General features: G+C 52.4%; 25 protein-coding genes. 8 read left to right on the plus strand and 17 right to left on the minus strand.

Features of this window, described 5'->3' with window-relative positions:
* Positions 1-540: 540 nt before the first annotated feature.
* From BLW37_RS04935 to BLW37_RS04965, 7 genes are all read right to left on the minus strand, one after another.
* Positions 541-909, minus strand: coding sequence for a hypothetical protein (locus tag BLW37_RS04935; protein WP_091340440.1), 369 nt, complete (start codon positions 907-909; stop codon positions 541-543).
* A gap of 386 nt (positions 910-1,295) precedes the next feature.
* A complete protein-coding gene (locus BLW37_RS04940) occupies positions 1,296-1,607 on the minus strand; it encodes an addiction module protein (RefSeq protein WP_091340442.1) in 312 nt (103 codons plus the stop codon).
* A 73-nt stretch (positions 1,608-1,680) separates the two neighbouring features.
* Complete coding sequence (locus tag BLW37_RS04945) at positions 1,681-1,998, minus strand: antibiotic biosynthesis monooxygenase family protein (protein WP_091340445.1); 318 nt, start codon at positions 1,996-1,998, stop codon at positions 1,681-1,683.
* 70 nt (positions 1,999-2,068) lie between these two features.
* Positions 2,069-3,031, minus strand: coding sequence for a carboxylesterase family protein (locus BLW37_RS04950; protein WP_171907549.1), 963 nt, complete (start codon positions 3,029-3,031; stop codon positions 2,069-2,071).
* An 89-nt stretch (positions 3,032-3,120) separates the two neighbouring features.
* Entirely contained in the window at positions 3,121-4,152 is a 1,032-nt protein-coding gene (locus BLW37_RS04955; RefSeq protein ID WP_091340447.1) for a methionine synthase, read from the minus strand.
* Entirely contained in the window at positions 4,152-5,162 is a 1,011-nt protein-coding gene (locus tag BLW37_RS04960) for a DUF1852 domain-containing protein (protein ID WP_091340450.1), read from the minus strand. Before BLW37_RS04960 ends, BLW37_RS04955 begins: the two co-directional genes overlap by 1 nt.
* 466 nt (positions 5,163-5,628) lie before the next feature.
* Positions 5,629-5,925, minus strand: a complete 297-nt coding sequence (locus tag BLW37_RS04965; protein WP_091340453.1) for a thioredoxin family protein — start codon at positions 5,923-5,925, stop codon at positions 5,629-5,631.
* Positions 5,926-6,005: 80 nt separating this feature from the next.
* On the opposite strand from BLW37_RS04965, the gene BLW37_RS04970 reads away from it, so the two are divergent.
* On the plus strand, positions 6,006-7,286 hold the full coding sequence (locus tag BLW37_RS04970; RefSeq protein WP_091340455.1) for a response regulator: 1,281 nt from the start codon (positions 6,006-6,008) through the stop codon (positions 7,284-7,286).
* Positions 7,287-7,296: 10 nt separating this feature from the next.
* Here the strand turns inward: BLW37_RS04970 and BLW37_RS04975 are convergent, their stop codons facing one another.
* The 5 genes from BLW37_RS04975 to BLW37_RS04995 form a co-directional block, all read right to left on the minus strand.
* On the minus strand, positions 7,297-8,499 hold the full coding sequence (locus tag BLW37_RS04975) for an alpha/beta hydrolase (RefSeq protein WP_091340458.1): 1,203 nt from the start codon (positions 8,497-8,499) through the stop codon (positions 7,297-7,299).
* A 98-nt stretch (positions 8,500-8,597) separates the two neighbouring features.
* On the minus strand, positions 8,598-8,978 hold the full coding sequence (locus BLW37_RS04980) for a SirB2 family protein (RefSeq protein ID WP_091340461.1): 381 nt from the start codon (positions 8,976-8,978) through the stop codon (positions 8,598-8,600).
* Between the two features lie 56 nt (positions 8,979-9,034).
* Complete coding sequence (locus BLW37_RS04985) at positions 9,035-10,042, minus strand: ArsA family ATPase (protein WP_091340464.1); 1,008 nt, start codon at positions 10,040-10,042, stop codon at positions 9,035-9,037.
* On the minus strand, positions 10,033-10,305 hold the full coding sequence (locus tag BLW37_RS04990) for a cory-CC-star protein (protein WP_091340467.1): 273 nt from the start codon (positions 10,303-10,305) through the stop codon (positions 10,033-10,035). Before BLW37_RS04990 ends, BLW37_RS04985 begins: the two co-directional genes overlap by 10 nt.
* Positions 10,302-11,984: a carbon starvation CstA family protein gene (locus BLW37_RS04995; RefSeq protein WP_091340471.1), complete on the minus strand. Its 1,683-nt coding sequence runs from the start codon at positions 11,982-11,984 to the stop codon at positions 10,302-10,304. Before BLW37_RS04995 ends, BLW37_RS04990 begins: the two co-directional genes overlap by 4 nt.
* Before the next feature lie 181 nt (positions 11,985-12,165).
* Here BLW37_RS04995 and BLW37_RS05000 point away from each other — a divergent pair, with 181 nt between their 5' ends.
* From BLW37_RS05000 to BLW37_RS05010, 3 genes are all read left to right on the plus strand, one after another.
* Positions 12,166-12,846, plus strand: coding sequence for a glutathione S-transferase family protein (locus tag BLW37_RS05000; RefSeq protein WP_091340473.1), 681 nt, complete (start codon positions 12,166-12,168; stop codon positions 12,844-12,846).
* 43 nt (positions 12,847-12,889) lie between these two features.
* Positions 12,890-13,228 carry a YajD family HNH nuclease gene (locus tag BLW37_RS05005; protein WP_091340475.1) on the plus strand — a complete coding sequence of 113 codons (339 nt, stop codon included), beginning with the start codon at positions 12,890-12,892 and terminating at the stop codon, positions 13,226-13,228.
* 206 nt (positions 13,229-13,434) lie between these two features.
* The gene (locus BLW37_RS05010; protein ID WP_091340478.1) at positions 13,435-13,704 is read left to right on the plus strand and encodes a DUF3297 family protein; all 270 of its coding nucleotides are present in this window, start codon (positions 13,435-13,437) and stop codon (positions 13,702-13,704) included.
* Positions 13,705-13,756: 52 nt separating this feature from the next.
* On the opposite strand, the gene BLW37_RS05015 is transcribed toward BLW37_RS05010, so the two are convergent.
* From BLW37_RS05015 to BLW37_RS05025, 3 genes are all read right to left on the minus strand, one after another.
* On the minus strand, positions 13,757-14,161 hold the full coding sequence (locus BLW37_RS05015) for a GFA family protein (RefSeq protein WP_171907550.1): 405 nt from the start codon (positions 14,159-14,161) through the stop codon (positions 13,757-13,759).
* 183 nt (positions 14,162-14,344) lie between these two features.
* Positions 14,345-14,995, minus strand: a complete 651-nt coding sequence (locus BLW37_RS05020; RefSeq protein WP_425426600.1) for a flavodoxin family protein — start codon at positions 14,993-14,995, stop codon at positions 14,345-14,347.
* Positions 14,995-15,432 (minus strand): VOC family protein, encoded by a 438-nt coding sequence (locus tag BLW37_RS05025; protein WP_091340486.1) that lies wholly within the window; start codon positions 15,430-15,432, stop codon positions 14,995-14,997. Before BLW37_RS05025 ends, BLW37_RS05020 begins: the two co-directional genes overlap by 1 nt.
* Positions 15,433-15,532: 100 nt before the next feature.
* Here BLW37_RS05025 and soxR point away from each other — a divergent pair, with 100 nt between their 5' ends.
* Positions 15,533-16,012 (plus strand): redox-sensitive transcriptional activator SoxR, encoded by a 480-nt coding sequence (soxR, locus tag BLW37_RS05030; RefSeq protein ID WP_091340489.1) that lies wholly within the window; start codon positions 15,533-15,535, stop codon positions 16,010-16,012.
* A gap of 40 nt (positions 16,013-16,052) precedes the next feature.
* A complete protein-coding gene (locus BLW37_RS05035; RefSeq protein ID WP_091340492.1) occupies positions 16,053-16,436 on the plus strand; it encodes an MmcQ/YjbR family DNA-binding protein in 384 nt (127 codons plus the stop codon).
* Here BLW37_RS05035 and BLW37_RS05040 read toward each other — a convergent pair.
* On the minus strand, positions 16,412-17,296 hold the full coding sequence (locus BLW37_RS05040) for an amidohydrolase family protein (protein WP_171907551.1): 885 nt from the start codon (positions 17,294-17,296) through the stop codon (positions 16,412-16,414). The genes BLW37_RS05035 and BLW37_RS05040 overlap by 25 nt on opposite strands.
* Before the next feature lie 8 nt (positions 17,297-17,304).
* A complete protein-coding gene (locus BLW37_RS05045) occupies positions 17,305-18,048 on the minus strand; it encodes an SDR family NAD(P)-dependent oxidoreductase (RefSeq protein ID WP_091341078.1) in 744 nt (247 codons plus the stop codon).
* 144 nt (positions 18,049-18,192) lie between these two features.
* Here BLW37_RS05045 and bcp point away from each other — a divergent pair, with 144 nt between their 5' ends.
* Both bcp and BLW37_RS05055 read left to right on the plus strand, forming a co-directional pair.
* Entirely contained in the window at positions 18,193-18,657 is a 465-nt protein-coding gene (bcp, locus tag BLW37_RS05050; RefSeq protein WP_091340498.1) for a thioredoxin-dependent thiol peroxidase, read from the plus strand.
* A 100-nt stretch (positions 18,658-18,757) separates the two neighbouring features.
* Entirely contained in the window at positions 18,758-19,870 is a 1,113-nt protein-coding gene (locus tag BLW37_RS05055; RefSeq protein WP_091340501.1) for a PQQ-dependent sugar dehydrogenase, read from the plus strand.
* Positions 19,871-19,876 lie beyond the last annotated feature (6 nt).

The following is a 19,876-nucleotide window of genomic DNA, read 5'->3' on the forward strand; positions in this document are numbered from 1 at the left end:
ATTTGCCCCTCAAACTCTGGTTCAAATTCAGTCTAACCAAACCAAGTTCGCAATAGTCAAGACTTGACCCCTTACATCCTTTTTGCTTAACATTTCTCAGAATGAGAAGACCCAAGGCAATCAGCAAAAGTGGTTTACCATTTATTTGATGTGATTTTTAAACATTTTGTACGGTTATCGCTAGCTGTGAAGGCAGGAAAGACATTGAGGATTTTGGTGAAAGCCGACTGGATACAAGCCTGCACCAAACTCACTGACGGCTAAGTGGTAGCCATTGACGGCAACCCCTGCGAGGCACCTTCATTCAGGAGGCCTATGAAAAGAGCGATGAAATTACAACTGGTCAAAAACACGAAAGTTTTCTAAACACAAACGGCTCTCATTCTGAGCGATTAGTGTTTCTAAATAACTGTTCCAAACAGTAGATCACTAAACGAAGGGAACTCAATGCGGTGACTTACTAGTGCCAGCTTGAGTCTCAGTTAAGTTACTTGCTGTTGCTTAGCTCAATTATTGATCATCCATGCTCCCCCCTGTGAGTCAGGACTTATTCACCAGATAAAAATCAACAAAGTGATAACTGCACATCAGACCAACCAGGAGCAGTACATAGCCGAATAATACAACCGGCCCCACCAAGATTAAAGAGCCGGAAAGAGTGTTTAGCAAGAACAGGCTGAGCCAACCAAGCAGCATCAAGGTACCTATCGAAAGGACAACCAGACGACAGCTGAATTGATTACCAAGCACAAAGTGGACAGCGCTCCAGTAACAGAGCGGAAGGCATAGCAGCAGCAAGTCGATGCCTATGTTCAATGGGTAACCTGCCCGTTGAAATATCATGTAGTTGGTTGCCATGACGATGGCAGCAGCACTATAGCTGAATGCTTGTTGATGCGACTTTTCCATCAGTAAGTGACCTAGAGTAAACAGATAGTATAGTGACTATATACCGAAAATTAAAATTCAGAGCAAGCCAAAGGGGTCAAGTCTTGACTTTGACCATTTAGCTCATCAAATTCCTCAGTGTCGTTTTGAGCTCTACTAAGTCTTTAACCTAAATAGGTCGTGGTTATTCAGGGGCAGGTGGCCATTGTTGGGTAGCATGAAGCACCCGCAGGATGCGGATAAGGTCAGAGGGGTCAGGGTCAAGTCTTGACTTTGACCATTTAGCTCATCATATTACTCAGCGTCGCTTTGAGCACCACTAGCCCTTTCCATAAATGACTTTCCAGAAACGGTAAGCCTCAAGCTTTATAGCGACAAGCTATGTGCGGACTCGCAGATGCCATTTTTCAGGTTCCCGACTCGGATGAAATACTGCCAAAACTAGCACATACTTTTCCGCTTCTCCTAGCGAATAGGCTTGAATCGTCATCCGCCCTTAAGTCAGCAAACACCTCGTCAGCAGAATAGGATTCCTCCTCTCCTTGCAGGTAGGACTGATATCGCCGATTGGCCTCATTCAACCAGGCTTTTTCAACTTGAGCAGGAACAGCCTTCGGGTGGGGTTCCAGACTGTCCTGCAGATGCACAATCAGTTCTGCACGTTCTGAAACAGGGAGCGTAAGTGCCTCAGATTCAATCAGCTCAGTGGTAGGCAACATAAATACCCCATAAATTAGCCCTGCAAGAAGTCTATACTCTGTAACAGGCTTATACCACTATCCGCTTTCACGGCTAAATACCATAATCGCGTTCAACTTTGGCAATCCTTGTCTTAAAGCTGCTATACCATTGCTCGCGACCCAGTTTCTGGGCTACTAAGTGCTCTGCATTGGCTTTCCATTGCTTTATCGACTCCAGATCCCGCCAATACGACACCGTGATGCCTACTTCTTCCCTGGCCGATTCTATGCCAATAAAACCCGGTTGCTCGGATGCAAGCTGAATCAACTTGTCTGCCATGTCTGCATAACCATGGTCCCCCTCTGTGCGCAGTGAGGTAAAAATGACGGCATAATAAGGTGGCTTCGGGGTTGTCGCTATCAATGACATCTGAACTCCTTCTGGTTGACTTTAAAGCCCGTCGGTTATCATGAGCTCCATATTCCCGGCCTTTTCAAGGCTATTCTTGCTCAGCCGGATGTTCTGGTGGCCATTGCTGCTGCAGTAGCCAGTTGTATACATCCTGGCCGGCATACACCTGGCGCCAGGCGTCATGTTCGGCCTGCTCTAACATACTAAAGCGGACGTTGTTGTGACCAAGCTGGCGCAGGGTTTCCATACCGGGATAAAAGTAGTCTTTATTAATGGCTGAATCACGCCCGGCGGCAAACACCCACAGCGGGGTTTGCGCTTGTGCGATAGGCGGCATTAAATCCGGGTGGCCCCAACCGACCACCGGGGCAACAGCGGCAAATAACTGCGGGTGTTGACTGGCCATAAACCAACTGCCAAAGCCGCCATAACTGATGCCGGTTAAATAGAGACGTGAGGGGTCAGTTTGGAAATTAGCCTGCACTTGTTGCAGTATGTGCAGCAGATCTTGCTCTGCTCTCTCCCAGCCATTTGGCAGCAACGCTGGCACTGTACTCATATCCGTTACGACCGCGGCGGGCGCAATTGACCTGGTCGATGGAAACATATCCTGCCGTGGTGGTACGCCATCAGGCAAACGCTGCGGGATATCAGCAGGCGAACGATTGGCGATATAAGGTAAGGTACCCATATCAAACATATGCAGCTGCGGCACGACGATAATAAAAGGCAGTTCGCGTTTTTGCACCCAGGCTTCATACAGGGGGCCATGAATTAAGGTGTAATCCAGCTCATCCAGACCATTGCCACGCTCACCGTTGCCGTGCAAAAAAAGCAGCAACGGCCACTTCTTCACGCTGTTTTGTTGATAGCCAGCCGGTAAGTAAACGAAATACTGGCGTCTGCGATCGTCGATACTGCTTTGATAATCCAACCGCAACAGCTGTGGCTCCGTGTCCGCCGCTGGCTGATTCACCGTTGTACTACCGCATCCAGTAATAATTAGAATAACCGCCAGGCACAGCGTCATTTGTTCACACAGTTTATGCATTCAGGCCTCGCTGGGTAAAGGCACCCTACTCACCACTATCGGCACACTATATCGGCCAAACAGCCTTGCTGGCAATCAAGGCGTGGTGCTCAGCGGATGTCGAGCTCTCCACGCACTATGTCTGCCCCTGCCGTTAAGGCCTGCAGTTTGCCACGTGCTATCTGGCGCGGTAGCGGCGCCATGCCGCAGTTGGTGCATGGATAGAGCTTGTCGGCATCAACAAACTGCAGCGCCTGGCGCAGTGTGGCGGCGACCTCCTGTGGGGTTTCAATGCTGTGGTTGGCGACGTCAATGGCCCCTACCATCACTTTTTTGCCGCGAATCAGCTCCAGCAAGTCCATCGGCACCCGGGAGTTGTGGCACTCCAGTGAGATGATATCGATGGAGGACTCCCGGAGCTTTGGAAATACAGCCTCGTACTGCCGCCATTCCGAGCCCAGGGTTTGCTTCCAGTCGGTATTGGCCTTGATGCCATAACCATAGCAAATATGCACAACGGTTTCGCAGTCAAGGCCGGCTATCGCCTGCTCTAAGGCAGCCATGCCCCAGTCATTCACTTCGTCGAAAAACACATTAAAGGCCGGCTCGTCGAACTGAATAATATCCACCCCGGCCGCCACCAGCTCTTTGGCCTCCTGATTGAGAATTTTGGCAAACTCAAAGGCCAGCTGTTCGCGGCTTTTGTAATGGCCATCGTAGAGCGTATCTATCATGGTCATTGGGCCTGGCAGCGCCCACTTGATCGGTTGCTTGGTTTGCTGACGCAAAAAGCGGGCATCCTCGACAAACACCGGTTTTTGCCGGCTGACCGCGCCGACCACCGAGGGCACGCTGGCTTCGTAGCGATTACGAATGCGCATGATTTCGCGTTTGGCAAAGTCCACGCCATCCAGGTGCTCAATAAAGGTGGTGACAAAGTGTTGGCGCGATTGCTCGCCGTCACTAACAATATCCAGGCCTGCCTGTTGCTGCTCGTGCAGCGCCACACGCAGCGCGTCTTGTTTGCCATCGGTTAATTCCTGGCCCTGCAATTTCCAGGGCGACCACAGCGTTTCAGGCTCAGCCAGCCAGGATGGTTTGGGCAAGCTGCCGGCCGTGGAGGTGGGGAGTAATTTTTTCATTATGCGATCGCCCGCTCTTCGGTTAAAAACGTTTCAGGTGAAAGGTACTGTGCAGCCCATTGCTCCAGCAGGCGCTGATGCGGCCTGATAAAATGCTCCTGGGCAAACCTGCCCTGCTCCACCGCCAGCCGGCTGCGCTCCTCCCGGTCGTAAACGATGTCGGTTGGCGCATGGTCCGGGTTGTTCAAATTGGGTTGATAGCGGTTCCCTGCCGCGATATGGGCATTGTAAATCTCTGGCCGGTATATTTTCTGAAAGGTTTCCATGGTGCTGATGGTGCCGATCAGCTCCAGATTGCTGTAATCATTGAGCAAATCACCAAAGAAATAAAACGCCAGTGGCGCGGCGCTTTGAGCCGGCATAAAGTAGCGCACATTCAAACCCATCTTTTTGAAGTACTGCTCGGTGAGCGAGCTGTCATCGGGCTGATATTCAATTCCCAACACCGGGTGCTGATTGCCGGTACGCTGATAGGTTTTGTTATCGGACACACTCAGGCAAATCACCGGCGGCTTGCGAAAGTGTTGCTGGTATTCCCTGGAACTCACAAAGCATTGAAACAGCTTGCCGTGCAAATCGCCAAAGTTTGGCGGAATGCTGAAGTTGGGCTTGTTTTTGTTGTGCTCCGGTAGCACCACACTGAAATCATAATCCCGCACATAAGACGAAAAGTTATTGCCAACAATGCCGTCAATCCGTTGCTTGGTTGTACGGTCTATGATGCTGGTTTTCAGCACTTCGATGGCCGGGAACGCATCGCTTTTTCCTGCGATGTGGATATCGACAGAAATAATGTCCAGCTGCACCGCATAACGATCTGCCGTTGGGTTATCCCAGGGCGCCAGTGCATTAAAACGCCGGTCGATCATGGCTAAGGTTTTGCGCAAATTCTGCTGACGGCTGGCGCCCCTGGCAAGATTCGCAAAGTTGGTGGTAATACGCGTATTGTCCGCTGGCTGGTAATGCTCGTCAAAACGAAGGCGTTTAATGTTAAATGTAATGTAATTCATAGTTTTCTGCACCCAGTTGTCTGCTACCCATGCTGCCGGTTTGCTACCTGCAAACCTTGTTGCTTGCACGTGTTCGCTGCCATTGCATCGGACACCAGCGTTAGGCGTCTGGACATCCAAATGGCAACCATAGATGTGTTATACGCGCAAGTTGGGATGAAGAAAAATGGTGTTATTTCATGGGCCATATGAAATGTCTTCATAGTGCCCTCGCTTCTTTTGGCAGTAGCTTTACTGCAAAGCCAGAGAGATGGTGCATGAACCAGATGATGAAAGGCGAACATTGAAGGGGTAGAATACATCGAATCAAAGAGTACAGCGTTACGGTGCAGTCTGTACAGCACTGGGTTGGCGATCAAGAGGAGATAGCCGGCGTTCAGCTTACTATCGTTCTGCCGCAAGAGCTCCGATTCTAAAGCTCACTACAATTAAGGCTACCTCAGGATCTTGCCAGCTTACACCCTGGCTACTGAACGAGCTCTACCAATTGGTTTTTGGTCAAAGCACCACTCTTTCTAATAGCTTCAGTACCTTTTTTAAAGACTATTACTGTCGGCAAACCTTTTACAGCATATAACTTACTTAGTTTAGCATTCAAGGAAACATCGACTTTCACAACAGTCACTTTACCAGCATATTCTTCCGCCAGGCCGATAACAGCCTTGTTCATTAACAGGCAAGGCCCGCACCATTGAGCCCAAAAATCGACTAAAACAGTCCCCTGAGCCGAGAGAATTTTTTGTAGTTCGTCATCTGTAGTGATGTCGAAAAGCTGGCAACTTTCTTTTTACCACAGGCCATTCTGAGTTAGACTTAAAGCATACCATTAGCCGAAGGATTATTATGCGCGCCCTGATTATCGAGCCCAGCCCGACTTACCAGCGCATCTTGTCGCGCATGCTGGAAAGCTACGACTTCGATATCACCTTTGTCGATACGGCTACAGCAGGCTTTCGGGCCATGCGTGAGCACTCCTTTCAGTTTGTTTGTGTTGCCATGTATCTGGCCGATCTGACCGGTATTGAGTTCTGCCAACACGTACGCTCGGAAGGGCAAGCCAAAGCGCTACCGATTTTTATTGTCACTTCCGAATCGAACCCGGAGCTGTTGTCCTCGGCTTTAGCGGCCGGTGCCACCGATATTGTTCGCAAAGACGATCTGCCACGACTGGAAGAAGCCTTGCATGCGTTGATCCCGCTCGGCCCCTTTCGCTACAACATCAGTGGCAAGGCCCTGTATTTGGAAGACAGCTTAACCGTTGCCAAGGCCACCGATGCCAAACTGAAGCGGTTGGGGCTTTCGATGGATCATGCTTTTTCCATCCAGCAGGCTCTGGAGCTGCTGCAGCACAACAAATACGAGCTGATCATGACCGACATCGTGCTGCAGGATAATGAAACCGGCATCGATTTTATTAAGCAGCTGCGTTCAGAAGTTCGTTTTCAGCAAACACCTATCCTCGCCGTTACCAGCCTGGAAAGCGTGAACCGTCGTATTCTGGCACTGCAATCCGGCGCCAACGATTACATCTCGAAGCCAGTGCTGGATGAAGAGTTGTTTGCACGCATCAATAACCTGATTTCCGCCAACCGGCTGGTCGACCAGCTTACCCGTGAGCGTCAACGTTTATTGGAACTGGCCACCAAGGACCATTTAACCGGCCTGTACAACCGCCACTTTATGGGGGAAGTGGCCAAACGCCGTTTTGCCGAAGCCAACAAGCAGCAACTACCGCTGTCCCTGCTGGTGATTGATATCGACCACTTTAAGCAAGTAAACGATCAGCACGGCCATCATATTGGCGACAAAGTGTTGAAACGTCTTGCCGAAGCCTTGCGCGAGCAGTTCAGCGAACAGGATTGCATTGCCCGCTTTGGCGGTGAAGAATTTGTGGTGCTGCTGCATCAATGCGACTTAACCGATGCTACCGCCAAAGCACAGCAGTTGTGTGAACGGCTGCAGCAGTTAAAGCCGGAAGGCATTGCTACCAGTGCCAGCATTGGTGTTACCAGCCTGAACCCGGCGCAAACCGAGTACTTTGATGAAGTTTTTGCCCGGGCGGATAAAGCGCTGTATCAAGCCAAGCAAAGTGGCCGGAATCAGGTAGTGGCCAGCTCAGCATAAAGCACAACCTCTACTCTGCGGGCAACGGCGCCAGGCCCTGCTGCTGCAAAAAGCGCTTGGTAATGCTTAAGCGGGCCTGATTGCCCAGCGAGTTGGCGGCCATCTGATTGTAGATATGGCTGGCAAAGGGGATACGAACCAGCTCCACCTCCACCCCAGCCAGCCGAGCATAATCGGCAAAACGGTACACCGACCAGGATGGCACCAGTCCATCTTTCTCCGGAGCGAAGATCAGCGTTGCAGGGGCTTCAGCATGAAGATAGCTGTATGAACTGACCGCAGCGACCCGCTGTGGATACTGATAGGGATCGCCACCCAGATAGCCGGCTACCAACATGGTTGGCTCAAAGCCTGGTACCGGATAACCATGCTGATAAATCGCCAAAGGATCCACCGCCGGGTACTGCACCACTACAGCTGCAGCTTGCAGCGCTGGCCCGGGACAGGCAGCAGCCAGCTCACCAGGTGCTCCCTGATAAGCCAGATTCAGCGCCAGATTACCTCCGGCAGAATCTCCCAGTACGGCCACCGCTGTGGTATCACCGCCATAACGGCTGGCATTGGCTTGCACCCAGACCGAGGCACAGTAAACATCCTGCGGTGCCAGCTGCCAGGTAGCTTGTTGTTCGGTCCATAGCCGATAGCCAAGGCTGAATACCAGCCAGCCCCTATCAGCAAACCAGCGTAAATCACGATCTGTTTCTGTGATGCTGCCAGCTTTAAAGCCACCACCGTGAATGTAAACCAGCACCGGTGCCAGCGTATCCTGCGCAGGCCGGTAGATGGCGATTCGGGCTGCTTCCTGGTCCTGTCCCGGCAGCTGAACCCATTCATCCGGTCCCCCTGCTTGCATGGACTGCAAATGCAGACTGGCCAACATGTTTATAGTGCCACCGGCCCGCTCAACCGCTGTGATAATGCTGACCGTAATGTAGCTGGAACCAGCCAGGGCAGCCACAGAGACAGCCAGCAGCGCACCAGACAACCAGGCAGGCTTTTTGCGGCAGGCTACGACGCCAGCCACAAAGACAAACGCGGCCAACAGCACTAAATGTGGGCCAAAGGTGGCCCAGACCACCGAGCTTAGCATGGCATGTGTACTTTGCGACGGGTCGAGAAAAGCGCCCACGCTCAGGTAAGCGATGCCAGACACCAGCAATAATCCGATCAGTTGCAACAACAGTCTCAGCCAGGATTGATTGCCTCTGTGCATCCTAAACTCCTTGTCAGCCTTTGATACTAAGGCAGTATAGCAAAGCAGCCGTGCTCAGGTTTCGTCGCAAACTCCACCCGGTTTTGCCAAACAACAGTTTAACCAAACAGCAAGGGCTTCGCGGTAGCCAGGTGGAAAATAGCTGCCAGTAAGACCAGCGCCAGCACAGCAAAGCCAATGCGCATCCCTTTGGGTTTGCTTTGCTTAAGTGCCACCATACCCGCCGCTATGTAGCCAAACAGCAGCACAATTTTCAGCCCCAGCCAACCATGAGCAAACAACTGCCAGGGACCGATAAACCAGAGTGTCAGCGCAAACAACAGCAGCAAACTATCGTTGATATGGGGGATAAAGCGCAGCGGCGTTTGCCGCCAGCCGGGCTTACCCACCGCATCCAGCACTAAGCGCACGATAAACAGCAGCGCTGTCAGGTAGGCAAACAGCATATGCAAATGCTTTATCGGAACATAGTATTCCATGGGGATCCTTAAGGATTTCAAGTAAGTATGGCTATGGTATACCAGAAAGGCGTCTGCTAAAACCCGGCCTCAGCCAATAAAGCTGACATCTGCTGCAATGCCTCCAGGCCCTGAATATCGGTGGCTTGCAATGGCAACTGGTAACGCGGCAGTTTGGCAAATTCAGTGGCGATTTGCGCCAGGTGCTGCTGCTCCTGCTCACGCCGTTTCGCCAGAAAGGCACCATCGGCGCTTTGGGGCAACACCCGGTTGACCACTAAGCCGGCCAGCGGCAGCTTTTCCTGCTGCAGGCTTTTTACCGCCCGCGCGGTTTCCAGAATGGGCAGTTTTTCCGGGGTTAGCACAAACAACAGCGCTGTTAGCTTGCTATCGAGCAATACTTCGCGGGTGCGTTGCAGCAAACGCTGACGCGCCAGCAAGGTTTCGGTAATGGCTTTGTTGCGCTCATCCATACCGGCAGTGGCATGCTCATTGGGGTCGCCCAGCGGATTATCGAGGTCACGGCCGGCTTTGGGGGTTAAATGGCCCAGCACATCGCCGAGCTTTTTTGAGCGTTGATTGGCCTGCAATAAGCCTTGCGTCCAGGCGGCCATGGCTTCGGGCAAGCTAAGCAAGCGCAGCGTATGGCCGGTTGGTGCGGTATCAAAAATCAGCAGATCGTAGTCGCTCAGGCCACGTTCGATCACCTTAGCAATCCGCTCCAGCATGGCAGCTTCCTGGGCACCGGGCGATTGGCGGGTTAGCCGCATCTGCCGCTCAATTTCAGCAAACATTTCAGGGCGGGTATAGCGCTTTAGCTGGGCACTGACGTTGGCCAGATGTTGCTCCACTTCGCGGTCCGGATCCAACTCCAGCCCATCCAGATTGGGAGCCAGCCGGGTAATGCTATCCCCTATCGGCGCCCGGCCAAAGGCATCGGCCAGGCTGTGCGCCGGATCGGTCGATACCAGCAATACCTTCTGGCCGCGCTGACTGGCCAGTACCGCTAAGGCCGATGAGACGGTGGTTTTGCCCACCCCGCCTTTGCCGCCAACCAGCAATAACCGTCTGTCTTTTAACAGCATCGGAACTGATCCAGCGGTGAGTGCTCCATGCCCATGCGCTGATGCCAGTCATGAAAGCGCTCCAGCAACAAGGGTTGCAGCTCCAGTGTGTAGTAACTGGCCGGATTCGGCACGCCCATCATTTCCGAGAACACCAGCAGCATAAAAAGATCGTCCTGCTCACGCTGCGCTCTGGCAATGGCCGAGCGGTAAGGCGCGTTGTAGGCTTCTTCGGCATAAAAGCTGGCCTGGCGGAACCAGGCTTTAATGGTATCCAGTTTCATGGCTCGGGTACCACCACTTTATTGGCTTTGATTTGTTTGGTTAAGGCCGAACTGGCTTCCAGGATCACCAGAATAGCGGCCGCCAAAATCACAATATCCAGCGTAAACAGGAACCAGTCGCCGTTGTCGTAAAAGGTTTTAAGTTGGATTAACAGCCCCAAGGTGGTCATGCAAAGTAAAAACAGCAAAGGCGCCAGGGTGTACCACATCGGCCGGCCTAATTTGACCAGCATCACGGTGATCACCAGCAGGGTTAACCTCGCCAGCAACTGATTGGTGGTGCCAAAGAGTGGCCAAATCAGCATGCCACCAGCACCATCACCACCGGCACCAAAGGCCAGCAACAGGCAGCAGCCCACTGCCAGCAAGGTGGCAGGCAGCGTTTTTTGCATCCAGCCAATGCGGTAAATACTGCCCCATTCCTGGAAAATATAGCGCTGCAAACGCAGGCCGGTATCCATGGTGGTGCCAGCGAACAGCACCACCATCACGGTAAGCAACGTCTGCGCCATCACGGTATCCAGCCCCAGTCCCTGCTCCAGAATGTTGGCACCACCACGGGTAAAGGCGGCGACACCGCCCTGGCCAAAGTTGTGGTAAATCGCTTGCCAGTCGGCCAGCGTAGCAAAGCCTGCACTGACTGCAATAATGGCCGCCAGCGCCAGCGCCCCTTCTCCTACAGCACCAAAGTAGCCGACAAAGCGCAGATCCGGCTCTTTATCCAGTTGCTTGGAGGTAGTGCCGCTGGCCACCAGGCCATGAAAACCAGAAATCGCGCCGCAGGCAATGGTGACAAACAACAGCGGGATCAGCGAGGGCGTGCCTGCCGGCACTTCGCGGTTAAAGGCTGGCGCCACCACATCCGGGCTGGCCAGCAGCACAGCGCCATACAATAACCCCAGGCCAATAAAGAGCTGAATGCCATTGATGTAATCGCGCGGCTGCAGCAAGGCCCACACCGGCAATAAGGACGCTATGGCCGCGTAAACAAACAACAGGATGATCCAGCTTTGCCGATCCGTTAAGCCCAGCATGGTTTCTGTTGGCAGGGAAAACGGCAACATGGGCCCAAGGTAGATCATGCCGTAGAGCGCGGTAACACCCAGGATGGTGACCATCAGCAGGCCTATCACTTTGCGGTAAATCAGCTGGCCAATAATCAGCGCGACCACAATAGCGCCCCACACCGGCAAGGTGGCGCTGGGGAAATTAATCAGCTGATTGGCTATCACCACGGCAAAGACCGCATTGACCATCAGCAGCACCAAAAAAATCACGATCATAAAAATACTGCGGGCGCGGTTGCCGACAATATCGCCGGTTAAAGCGCCAATAGAGCGGGCTTTGTTGCGGCTGCTGGCCCAGATGGCGCCGGCATCATGCACACCGGCAAAGAAAATAGTACCAAACACCACCCAGAGAAAGGCCGGTACCCAGCCCCAGATCACCGCAATGGCCGGGCCCAGGATCGGTGCAGCACCAGCCACCGAGGTAAAGTGATGGCCCCACAGAATGTATTTGTTGGTCGGCACATAATCCACCCCGTCCTGCAGCTCGTGCGCCGGAGTGCGAAAGTTGGGATCGACCTGAAAGATCTTTTCGCAAATAAACTTCGAGTACATAAAATAGCCCAGTGCCATAGCACCCAGCCCCATCAGCATTAAAAAGACCGCATTCATGCAACCACCTCTTGTTTCAGGGCGTTAAGTTTAACCAAGCATGATACAGCAGCCTCAAGATGGCAAGTAGTCGACCAAGGGCGAATTATTCAGCAGTTGCTAATTTGATTGAGTACTACGCCAAGCTTGAAGCCTTTCTCCAGCCAGCGTAATCTCATGATCCTTTTGCAAGGAGGTGCCTGTGTATCAATTGTTTATTGCTAATAAAAACTACTCATCCTGGTCACTGCGGCCCTGGTTACTGCTTCAGCAACTCAATATCCCATTCAACGAGCAACTGCAGCAGTTTCAGGTCGACAACTATGCCAACTTCCGTAGCTTTTCCCCGACCGCGAAAGTACCTTGCCTGCATGATGGCGATACCCAGGTGTGGGAGTCATTGGCTATCGTCGAATACCTGGCCGAGCGCCACGAAGGTGTCTGGCCAGCGGATGCGACCGCACGCAATTATGCCCGTTGCGCTGCCAGCGAAATGCACGCTGGTTTTGTTACTTTACGTAATGTGTGCACGATGAACTGTGGCGTAAGGGCGCAGCTGCATAACCCACCTGCGGCACTGGCGCCAGAGCTGGCACGGCTGGATGAGCTATGGCAACAGGGGTTAGCGCAATTTGGTGGGCCCTTTTTGGCTGGCAAGGATTTTACTGCGGTTGATGCGTTTTTTGCGCCGGTGGCGTTTCGGGTGCAAACCTATGATCTTCTGCTAAGCGACAAGGCTCTGACCTATGTTAAGCACCTGCTGGCTCTGCCTGCGATGCAGTCCTGGTACCAGGCAGCCTTGCAAGAAAGCTGGCGCGAACCAAGCCATGAGGCGGAAATTGGCTTGTATGGTACAGTGCTCATTGACTACCGAAAGTGCTAAACTCTAAACGAGCTTGAAGATACAACATAGTGAGTAACGCAGTATGAGCAAAACCAGCAGCGGCGCTCAAGGCTATCAGCAGCAAGAGCAAGACTATCGCGACAAGGCATTAAAAATGTACCCCTGGATTTGTGGCCGTTGCGGGCGCGAATTTGTGTATTCTAATTTGCGTGAGCTAACGGTGCATCATATTGATCACAACCACAGCAACAACCCCAGTGACGGCAGCAACTGGGAATTACTGTGTCTTTATTGCCACGACAATGAACACAATAAATTCCACGAATTTGTGCTGTATGGTGGCACCACCGAGCAAAAAATCGCGCCGGCAACCCATAACCCTTTTGCTGATTTAAAAGCCTTGCTGAATAAACCCAGGTAATCGCATCTCTGGCGTTATCAAGTCGCATCCATGCCGTTTTGCCGTTGAGCTTCATGATTCAACACTGGCCAGTAAAACACACTGCCTGCCTGGTCTTTGCTAATTGCTACCAGGGGCTCATGTTCACTCTTTGCCACAGTAGCTCTTGAGCAACATGTCCGATTTACCTACAATAGCGCACATCCAATTTGCTACAGAGCCAAACCATGTCCGATACCTCAGCACGCCCGGAATTACCCGATTGTCTTTCCGTAAACCCGCGTAGCCCGCATTATGTGAAAGAAATATTCGAACACGATATCGGTATTCGATTAAACGGTAAGGAGCGCTTTGATGTGGAAGAATACTGCATCAGCGAAGGCTGGGTGAAAGTTGCTGCCGGCAAAGCCGTTGACCGTCGCGGCCAACCTCTGCTGATGAAAGTCAAAGGCAAGGTTGAAGCCTTTTATCGTGAATCACCAGGTTTAACAGACTAACCCGTCAACACGGCCCCTTCCATCAGTCGAGCCATACTGGCTCGACTGATCATCAACGCCCTGGCTCATGGCCATCGTAGCGCGGTAATTCGGCGTCTAAGTCATCCCAATTGGCGCGGGAGGAAACAAAGTTGTGCGATAGCGGCCGTTCAAGAATATCTGAATCTAAAATACCAAGCCGAAGCCGTACTTTGTCGGGTACCTGATCGTTGCTGCTGTAGATGGGCGAGGCACAGATGCCACAAAAATGGCGTTTTTTACCCGGCGAGGTCTCAAAAAAACGAATACGCTGTTGCCCACTGTGAATGACTAAATCCTTGGTCGCGACAAAGCCATTGGTGGCATAAGCGGTACCACTGTTTTTACGACACTTGCTGCAATGACAATGAATAATGGACTCGATGGGTCCCAGTATTTCTAAGGTTACTTCCCCACAAAGACAACTGCCCTGGTACATCACCCTCTCCTTTTTACAGCCGTCTCTCAGACGGCTTAACGATTAATTAATAACAACCCGCCAGCGCTGGTATGAGCTCAGGATACTCTGCTGGCTGAAAACCAAGTCCCAGGTAACAAACTTTTGCCGCCTGGTGGTAATTCCTCTGTCACTATGCTTTGGCCTGCTCAATAAAAGGCCAGCTTATAAGCCACCGCGATTAAAGGCGTACCATACTGGATCCTTGCATAAAACACGAGCGTTACCATTGCGTTTACCAGGTGTTGCTGAAGGCGCAGCGAGCCGGGCAACTCGCTGACCCAAATAGTAGGCTGTGAGCAGGTCTGTTTTATGGACTTTCCCATCGGCAGAGTGGGCGATCAGGCCTGATTGAGCACCCAGCCGGTTGTGCTTTGCCGGATCGCTTAGCTTTGTTGAAAAGCCCCCTGGAATATCCAGGCCTGTCCACAGCATGCCATGCTGGCCGGCGAGCACTTGCAGGTACTGGATGGTATTGAGCTGATCGCCACTAAGATTTGCCCCTATGGTAAAACCAGCCGCAATTTTGTCTGCCCAGTCCTGTTCAGCCCAGAGTTCACTGGTTGCATCAGCAAAGGCTTTAAACTGTGCGGATACACAGCCCATATAAGTAGGCGAGCCAAAGACAATGGCATCTGCACCGCTTAATTGTTGCAGCAGTGTGCTGTTCTGAAACCGCCCGTCAACGATATCGCTGCCGACAATTTCTGCCATACACACATCAGCACCAGGCTCTGTCGCTGCCCCAGCCGCAACAGCCTGTGCCAACTGCCGGGTAGTACCCGAAGCAGAGTGAAAAACGACTGCTAGCTTCATCACAGCACCTCCTCTAGCTTAGCGCGGTTTAAATTGCGTTCAGCCGGAATATCACTCAGGTACTCGACAAACTCCACTTCAAAACCGGCTGGATCGAGAAAGTAGGCGTTTTTGCGAAACGGCTCCTCGGCTCCTGGGGAGTCGATGCTAAAACCAGCCTGCTCCAGGCGCTTAATTACCGCTGCCAAATTGCTGGTGACATAAGCGAAATGCGCTAGGCCAACGCTGTGCCCGGTCAGGTCACGGTTGCTCCCCTCCCCATGATCGCTCAGCACCAGATAGTGGTAATCATCGCCAAAATGCAGCCAGTTGCATGGCTTGCCATACCATTCGCCACGACCTTGATCGCGAATGCGCCAGTGCGGGAAAGCTGCGCGGTAAAACTTCAACATGGCATCTATATCAGTCACCACCAGATTTACGTGTTCTAAGTGCATAAAAGTCTCCTTGCATTCAGTCGACCATCAGGGTAAAACCTCAACAATGGTTGAGGTAAAGCTTTTTTAAAAAAATTGCGATGACATGCAGGAGCAACCGATGACAGAGGCGATCTTAAGTGTTGGGGTGGTGGCAAAACGCTGTGGGGTGAAAATCAGCACCCTGCACTTTTACGAAAAACAAGGGCTGATCCGCAGCTGGCGTAATGCCGGCAACCAACGGCGCTACAAACCTGAAGTGTTACGACGGATTTCGGTGATTAAAGCCGCCCAACGCGTTGGCGTAAGCCTGGAAGAAATCAAACAGGCTTTTCAATCGTTACCTGAAAGCCGCACCCCCACCGTTGCCGACTGGCAGCAGCTTTCCAAAAACTGGCAGCGTCTGCTGGACGGGCGCATTGCCTACCTGCAAACACTGCGCGATAACCTGACCGGCTGCATTGGTTGCGGCTGCCTCAGCATGAGTTCATGCCCGCTCCATAACCCGGACGATACCCTGGGGACATCCGGCAGCGGCCCGGTGATACTGGAGCAAGCTGAGCAAGACGCTGCAGTGTACGGTTTGGAAAAAAATCGCTAAGCTAGCTGTATGACTTGTTCAGCCGAAAGCCAATAAAGCCATGACCTACGACGAATTCAACGAATTCTGCGGCGCTTTGCCAGCAACCACCTATGTGATGCAGTGGGGCAATTCCCATGTCTGGAAAGTGGCTGGTAAGGTATTTGCCATTGGTGGCTGGAGCAAGGAGAAGCAGCCCGCTTTTACCTTTAAAACCTCGGATCTGAACTACGAATTCCTCTGCCACAAAGATGGCTATCTCCCTGCGCCTTATTTTGCCAATCGTGGGATGAAATGGATCCAGCAAACGGAAACCAGCGGTGCTTTGGATGAGGAGCTGCAGTATTACCTGGAAGCATCGTACCGTTTGGTGGTGCTTGGTTTGAGCAAATCGAAACGCACAGCGCTGGGCTTAACCGCTCAGCCTTTAGCATCAAATTCATAGCAGCGGCTGGCGCTGTACCGGCTCAACTCTTGCCAATCGGCTGCGCTTAGCCCAAGCGCCTGACACTGGTCGAAGTAACCCTGCCACAGCTGCTGATAACTACCTTGCCATAAACAGAGCGGGAAATTACTGGCTAGCATCAAGCGCTCTGTTGGCAAGTGCTCTAGCGCTGCACTCAACACTCGTTGAAACCAGGCGCTATCAAACGGACTTCGTTCGCCGGTGTGCAGCATTTCCCACCCAGACAGCTTCATTGCAATGTTGGGGGATGTGCCAAGCGCGTTGAGCGCCTGTTGCCAGACACTGAAGCGTTCAGGTTTGACGAACCCCGCATGATTCAGTACCAGTCGCAGCTGCGGAAAAAGCTCAGCCAGTTGAGTGATCCGAGCCAGGTTTTTCGGATTGGTCACATTGCACTGCACTTCCATCAGCAGTTGCTGCTGGCAGAGCCAGCCTGCGATGGTATGTAGCTCAGTTCGGTGCAGCACCTGCTCGTCGTTGCCGTCAAAGATATGCCGCACGCCGGCGGGTTGATAAGGTAACAACGCCTGCAACTGGCTTTCTACCTGGCCAAGCGGCGCGGCACAATCCAAAAAAGCCACGCTTTTATTGGCACAGGGCCAGTCTTGTTTGCGTAACCAAGCCAGCTCTTGTTCCGGCTGCTGATTATTAAAGCCAGCCTCAATATGAACTACGCCATGCAAACGAAATGGTGGTTGCAGCGCAAGCTTAGCCGGCAGAAAGTCCTTCTGCAACAGTGCTTTGGCAGGCCAGTGCGGTGGATTAGCCTGGCGCAGCCAGTGGTAATGACCAGCACTTAGTTGCCAGACATGCACATGGGGATCAATGATGTCGATCATAGGCTCACTCATTGCGCCGTATAGCCACCGTCTATCAACTGCAAGCTGCCGGTAATAAAAGCCGCCTCCGGGCTGGCCAAAAAAGCCACCAGCGCAGCCACTTCCTCAGGTTTGCCTAAACGGCCAAGAGGCTGCTCAGCCGCTTCTTCACCGTGCACCTCATTGGTATCGCGGCCACTTTGGGCACAATAGCGGGCTATGGCCTCCCGGTACAAAGGCGTATCGATGGTTCCAGGACAAATGGCATTGCAGCGAATGTTAAAGACTGCGTAATCCAGCGCTGTAGTGCGCGCCATCGAAGCCAGCGCGGCTTTGGTCAGGTTGTAGGCAAAGGAGTTGCGCTTGCCGATCACCGCCTGATCCGAGGCCATCAGCAAAATAACGCCATCACGCTGCAGCTTCATCACCGGCAAAACTGCCTGCACTGCGGCAAAAGCTCCTTTCACATTGAGCGCAAACAGCTCATCCAGCATCGCCTCTGTGGTGTGTTCAATATCAGCCGACAGATGCCGGCCAGCATTGGACACCAGTACATCAATGCGGCCATACGCAGCTTTTATCTGAGCGATAACCTGCTGCACCGCTTCAACGTTACTGACATCGCAAGCCTGATAGACACCTTCCGGGCCAGGCTGAATATCCAGATTGATCACCTGATAGCCTTGCTGAAGCAATTTTTCAACCACAGCTGCTCCGATGCCGGTGCTGCCACCGGTGACCACCGCTACTGGCACTAACCCTTTATTTTGCATACGTAAAGACTCCACAGGCACCATGGCCTGATCCAATCACTGAAACTCGTTGTATCATAACAGCTTTCGTCTGTAGCAGCTTGAGACTTCCTCTCAGACTGTTACACTCAGACGTATTTATCAGTCGCAACTCAAGGATATTCTATGCAAACCTTAACTGCCGGACAAACCGCTCCTGATTTTACGCTGCAAGACCAGAATGGCCACAATGTCAGCCTGGCAGATTTTCGTGGTAAGAAAGTGCTGGTGTATTTTTACCCACGTGCTTCGACACCAGGCTGCACCGTGCAGGCTTGTGGTTTACGCGATAGCAAAGCTGAACTCGAGAAGCTCGGTGTCGTGGTACTAGGTTTAAGCCCGGACACACCGAAAAAACTACTGAACTTTGCCAGTAAGCAAGAGCTTAATTTCACCTTGCTGGCGGATGAAGATCACAGCGTGGCTGATGCTTTTGGTGTCTGGGGCCCGAAACAGTTTATGGGACGGGTAAGCGACGGCATTCACCGTACCAGCTTCCTGATCGACGAAAAAGGCACAATCGCCCATGTATTTGATACCTTCAAGACCAAGGATCATCATCAGGTGGTGCTGGATTATCTGACGCAATAAGTCATTTGCCCTGTCTGCTCTTGCTTTGGTCGGATACAGCATGCAAGAACCAGCGCTTTGTGCATACTTATCAGCACACTCTTATTTTTATGGAGGTTTTATGCATTCTATTCGGAAGCTTTCTTTTTCGGTAGCTGCCCTGTTGTTAGCTACCACCGCTCAGGCTCAGACCATTGCTACTGAGCATGGTCCAATACAACTGAATACCATAGCAGAAGGGCTGCAACACCCCTGGGGCATGGCTTTTCTGCCGGATGGCCGCATGCTGGTGACAGAGCGTACTGCCAACCTACGCTACGTGGATATGGATGGCACCATCAGTGACCCCATTGCTGGCCTGCCAGATATTCTGGTCGATGGCCAGGGTGGCTTGCTGGATGTTGCATTGCACCCGGAATTTGCCAGCAATCAATGGGTTTATATCAGCTATAACGAGCCCACCCCGGAGGGCAGCAGCACCGCCGTTGCCCGGGCACGCTTAAATGGCCAGCAACTGGAACAACTGGAAGTTATATTCAGTGCTCAACCCAAGATGCGTAGCCGTCATCATTTTGGTAGCCGGCTGGTATTTACCGATGATGGTTACCTCTTTGTCACGCTGGGAGACCGAGGCTCACGCCGGCATGATGCGCAAACGCTGGATACCCACCACGGCAAAGTGGTTCGTCTTTACCCGGATGGTACTATCCCACAAAACAACCCTTTCGTAGGTCGTGAAGGACTGGATGAAATCTGGTCCTTTGGTCACCGCAACATTCAAGGCGCCGACTTGCATCCACAAACCCGTGAGCTGTGGACTCATGAGCATGGCCCTCAAGGCGGCGATGAGCTGAATCTTACCGAAGCTGCGAAAAACTACGGTTGGCCGGTGATCACCTATGGCGAAGAGTACGGTGGCGGTCATATAGGCCCAACCGAAAAAGCAGGCATGGAGCAGCCAGTGCATCAATGGACGCCGTCCATTGCCCCCAGTGGCATGGTGTTTTACACCGGTGAGCTGTTCAGTGACTGGCAAGGCAATGCGTTGGTGGGAGCCTTACGTTATCAGTTAATTGCCAGGTTGGTGATGGATGGCAATGAAGTGACGCACGAAGAGCGTATTGATATTGGCATGCGGGTGCGAGATGTCCGGCAAGGACCGGATGGCGCTGTCTACCTGCTGACCGATGAGCCAAATGGCAAGGTATTACAGCTAAAACCAGCCAGCAATTAAGTCTGC

The organism is Alkalimonas amylolytica (genome assembly GCF_900107845.1).
Classification (GTDB): domain Bacteria; phylum Pseudomonadota; class Gammaproteobacteria; order Enterobacterales; family Alteromonadaceae; genus Alkalimonas; species Alkalimonas amylolytica.

Bases quoted from the DNA above. Each gene is read 5' to 3' on its own strand.
- BLW37_RS04970 (WP_091340455.1), top strand. From the start codon at position 6,006: ATGCGCGCCCTGATTATCGAGCCCAGCCCGACTTACCAGCGCATCTTG.
- BLW37_RS04985 (WP_091340464.1), bottom strand. From the start codon at position 10,042: ATGCTGTTAAAAGACAGACGGTTATTGCTGGTTGGCGGCAAAGGCGGG.
- soxR (WP_091340489.1), top strand. From the start codon at position 15,533: ATGACAGAGGCGATCTTAAGTGTTGGGGTGGTGGCAAAACGCTGTGGG.
- BLW37_RS04975 (WP_091340458.1), bottom strand. From the start codon at position 8,499: ATGCACAGAGGCAATCAATCCTGGCTGAGACTGTTGTTGCAACTGATC.
- BLW37_RS05015 (WP_171907550.1), bottom strand. From the start codon at position 14,161: ATGTACCAGGGCAGTTGTCTTTGTGGGGAAGTAACCTTAGAAATACTG.
- BLW37_RS05055 (WP_091340501.1), top strand. From the start codon at position 18,758: ATGCATTCTATTCGGAAGCTTTCTTTTTCGGTAGCTGCCCTGTTGTTA.
- BLW37_RS05045 (WP_091341078.1), bottom strand. From the start codon at position 18,048: ATGCAAAATAAAGGGTTAGTGCCAGTAGCGGTGGTCACCGGTGGCAGC.
- BLW37_RS04935 (WP_091340440.1), bottom strand. From the start codon at position 909: ATGGAAAAGTCGCATCAACAAGCATTCAGCTATAGTGCTGCTGCCATC.
- BLW37_RS04950 (WP_171907549.1), bottom strand. From the start codon at position 3,031: ATGCATAAACTGTGTGAACAAATGACGCTGTGCCTGGCGGTTATTCTA.
- BLW37_RS04940 (WP_091340442.1), bottom strand. From the start codon at position 1,607: ATGTTGCCTACCACTGAGCTGATTGAATCTGAGGCACTTACGCTCCCT.
- BLW37_RS04960 (WP_091340450.1), bottom strand. From the start codon at position 5,162: ATGAATTACATTACATTTAACATTAAACGCCTTCGTTTTGACGAGCAT.
- BLW37_RS05020 (WP_425426600.1), bottom strand. From the start codon at position 14,995: ATGAAGCTAGCAGTCGTTTTTCACTCTGCTTCGGGTACTACCCGGCAG.
- BLW37_RS05035 (WP_091340492.1), top strand. From the start codon at position 16,053: ATGACCTACGACGAATTCAACGAATTCTGCGGCGCTTTGCCAGCAACC.
- bcp (WP_091340498.1), top strand. From the start codon at position 18,193: ATGCAAACCTTAACTGCCGGACAAACCGCTCCTGATTTTACGCTGCAA.
- BLW37_RS04955 (WP_091340447.1), bottom strand. From the start codon at position 4,152: ATGAAAAAATTACTCCCCACCTCCACGGCCGGCAGCTTGCCCAAACCA.
- BLW37_RS05040 (WP_171907551.1), bottom strand. From the start codon at position 17,296: ATGATCGACATCATTGATCCCCATGTGCATGTCTGGCAACTAAGTGCT.
- BLW37_RS05025 (WP_091340486.1), bottom strand. From the start codon at position 15,432: ATGCACTTAGAACACGTAAATCTGGTGGTGACTGATATAGATGCCATG.
- BLW37_RS04945 (WP_091340445.1), bottom strand. From the start codon at position 1,998: ATGTCATTGATAGCGACAACCCCGAAGCCACCTTATTATGCCGTCATT.
- BLW37_RS04995 (WP_091340471.1), bottom strand. From the start codon at position 11,984: ATGAATGCGGTCTTTTTAATGCTGATGGGGCTGGGTGCTATGGCACTG.
- BLW37_RS05005 (WP_091340475.1), top strand. From the start codon at position 12,890: ATGAGCAAAACCAGCAGCGGCGCTCAAGGCTATCAGCAGCAAGAGCAA.
- BLW37_RS04980 (WP_091340461.1), bottom strand. From the start codon at position 8,978: ATGGAATACTATGTTCCGATAAAGCATTTGCATATGCTGTTTGCCTAC.
- BLW37_RS04990 (WP_091340467.1), bottom strand. From the start codon at position 10,305: ATGAAACTGGATACCATTAAAGCCTGGTTCCGCCAGGCCAGCTTTTAT.
- BLW37_RS05010 (WP_091340478.1), top strand. From the start codon at position 13,435: ATGTCCGATACCTCAGCACGCCCGGAATTACCCGATTGTCTTTCCGTA.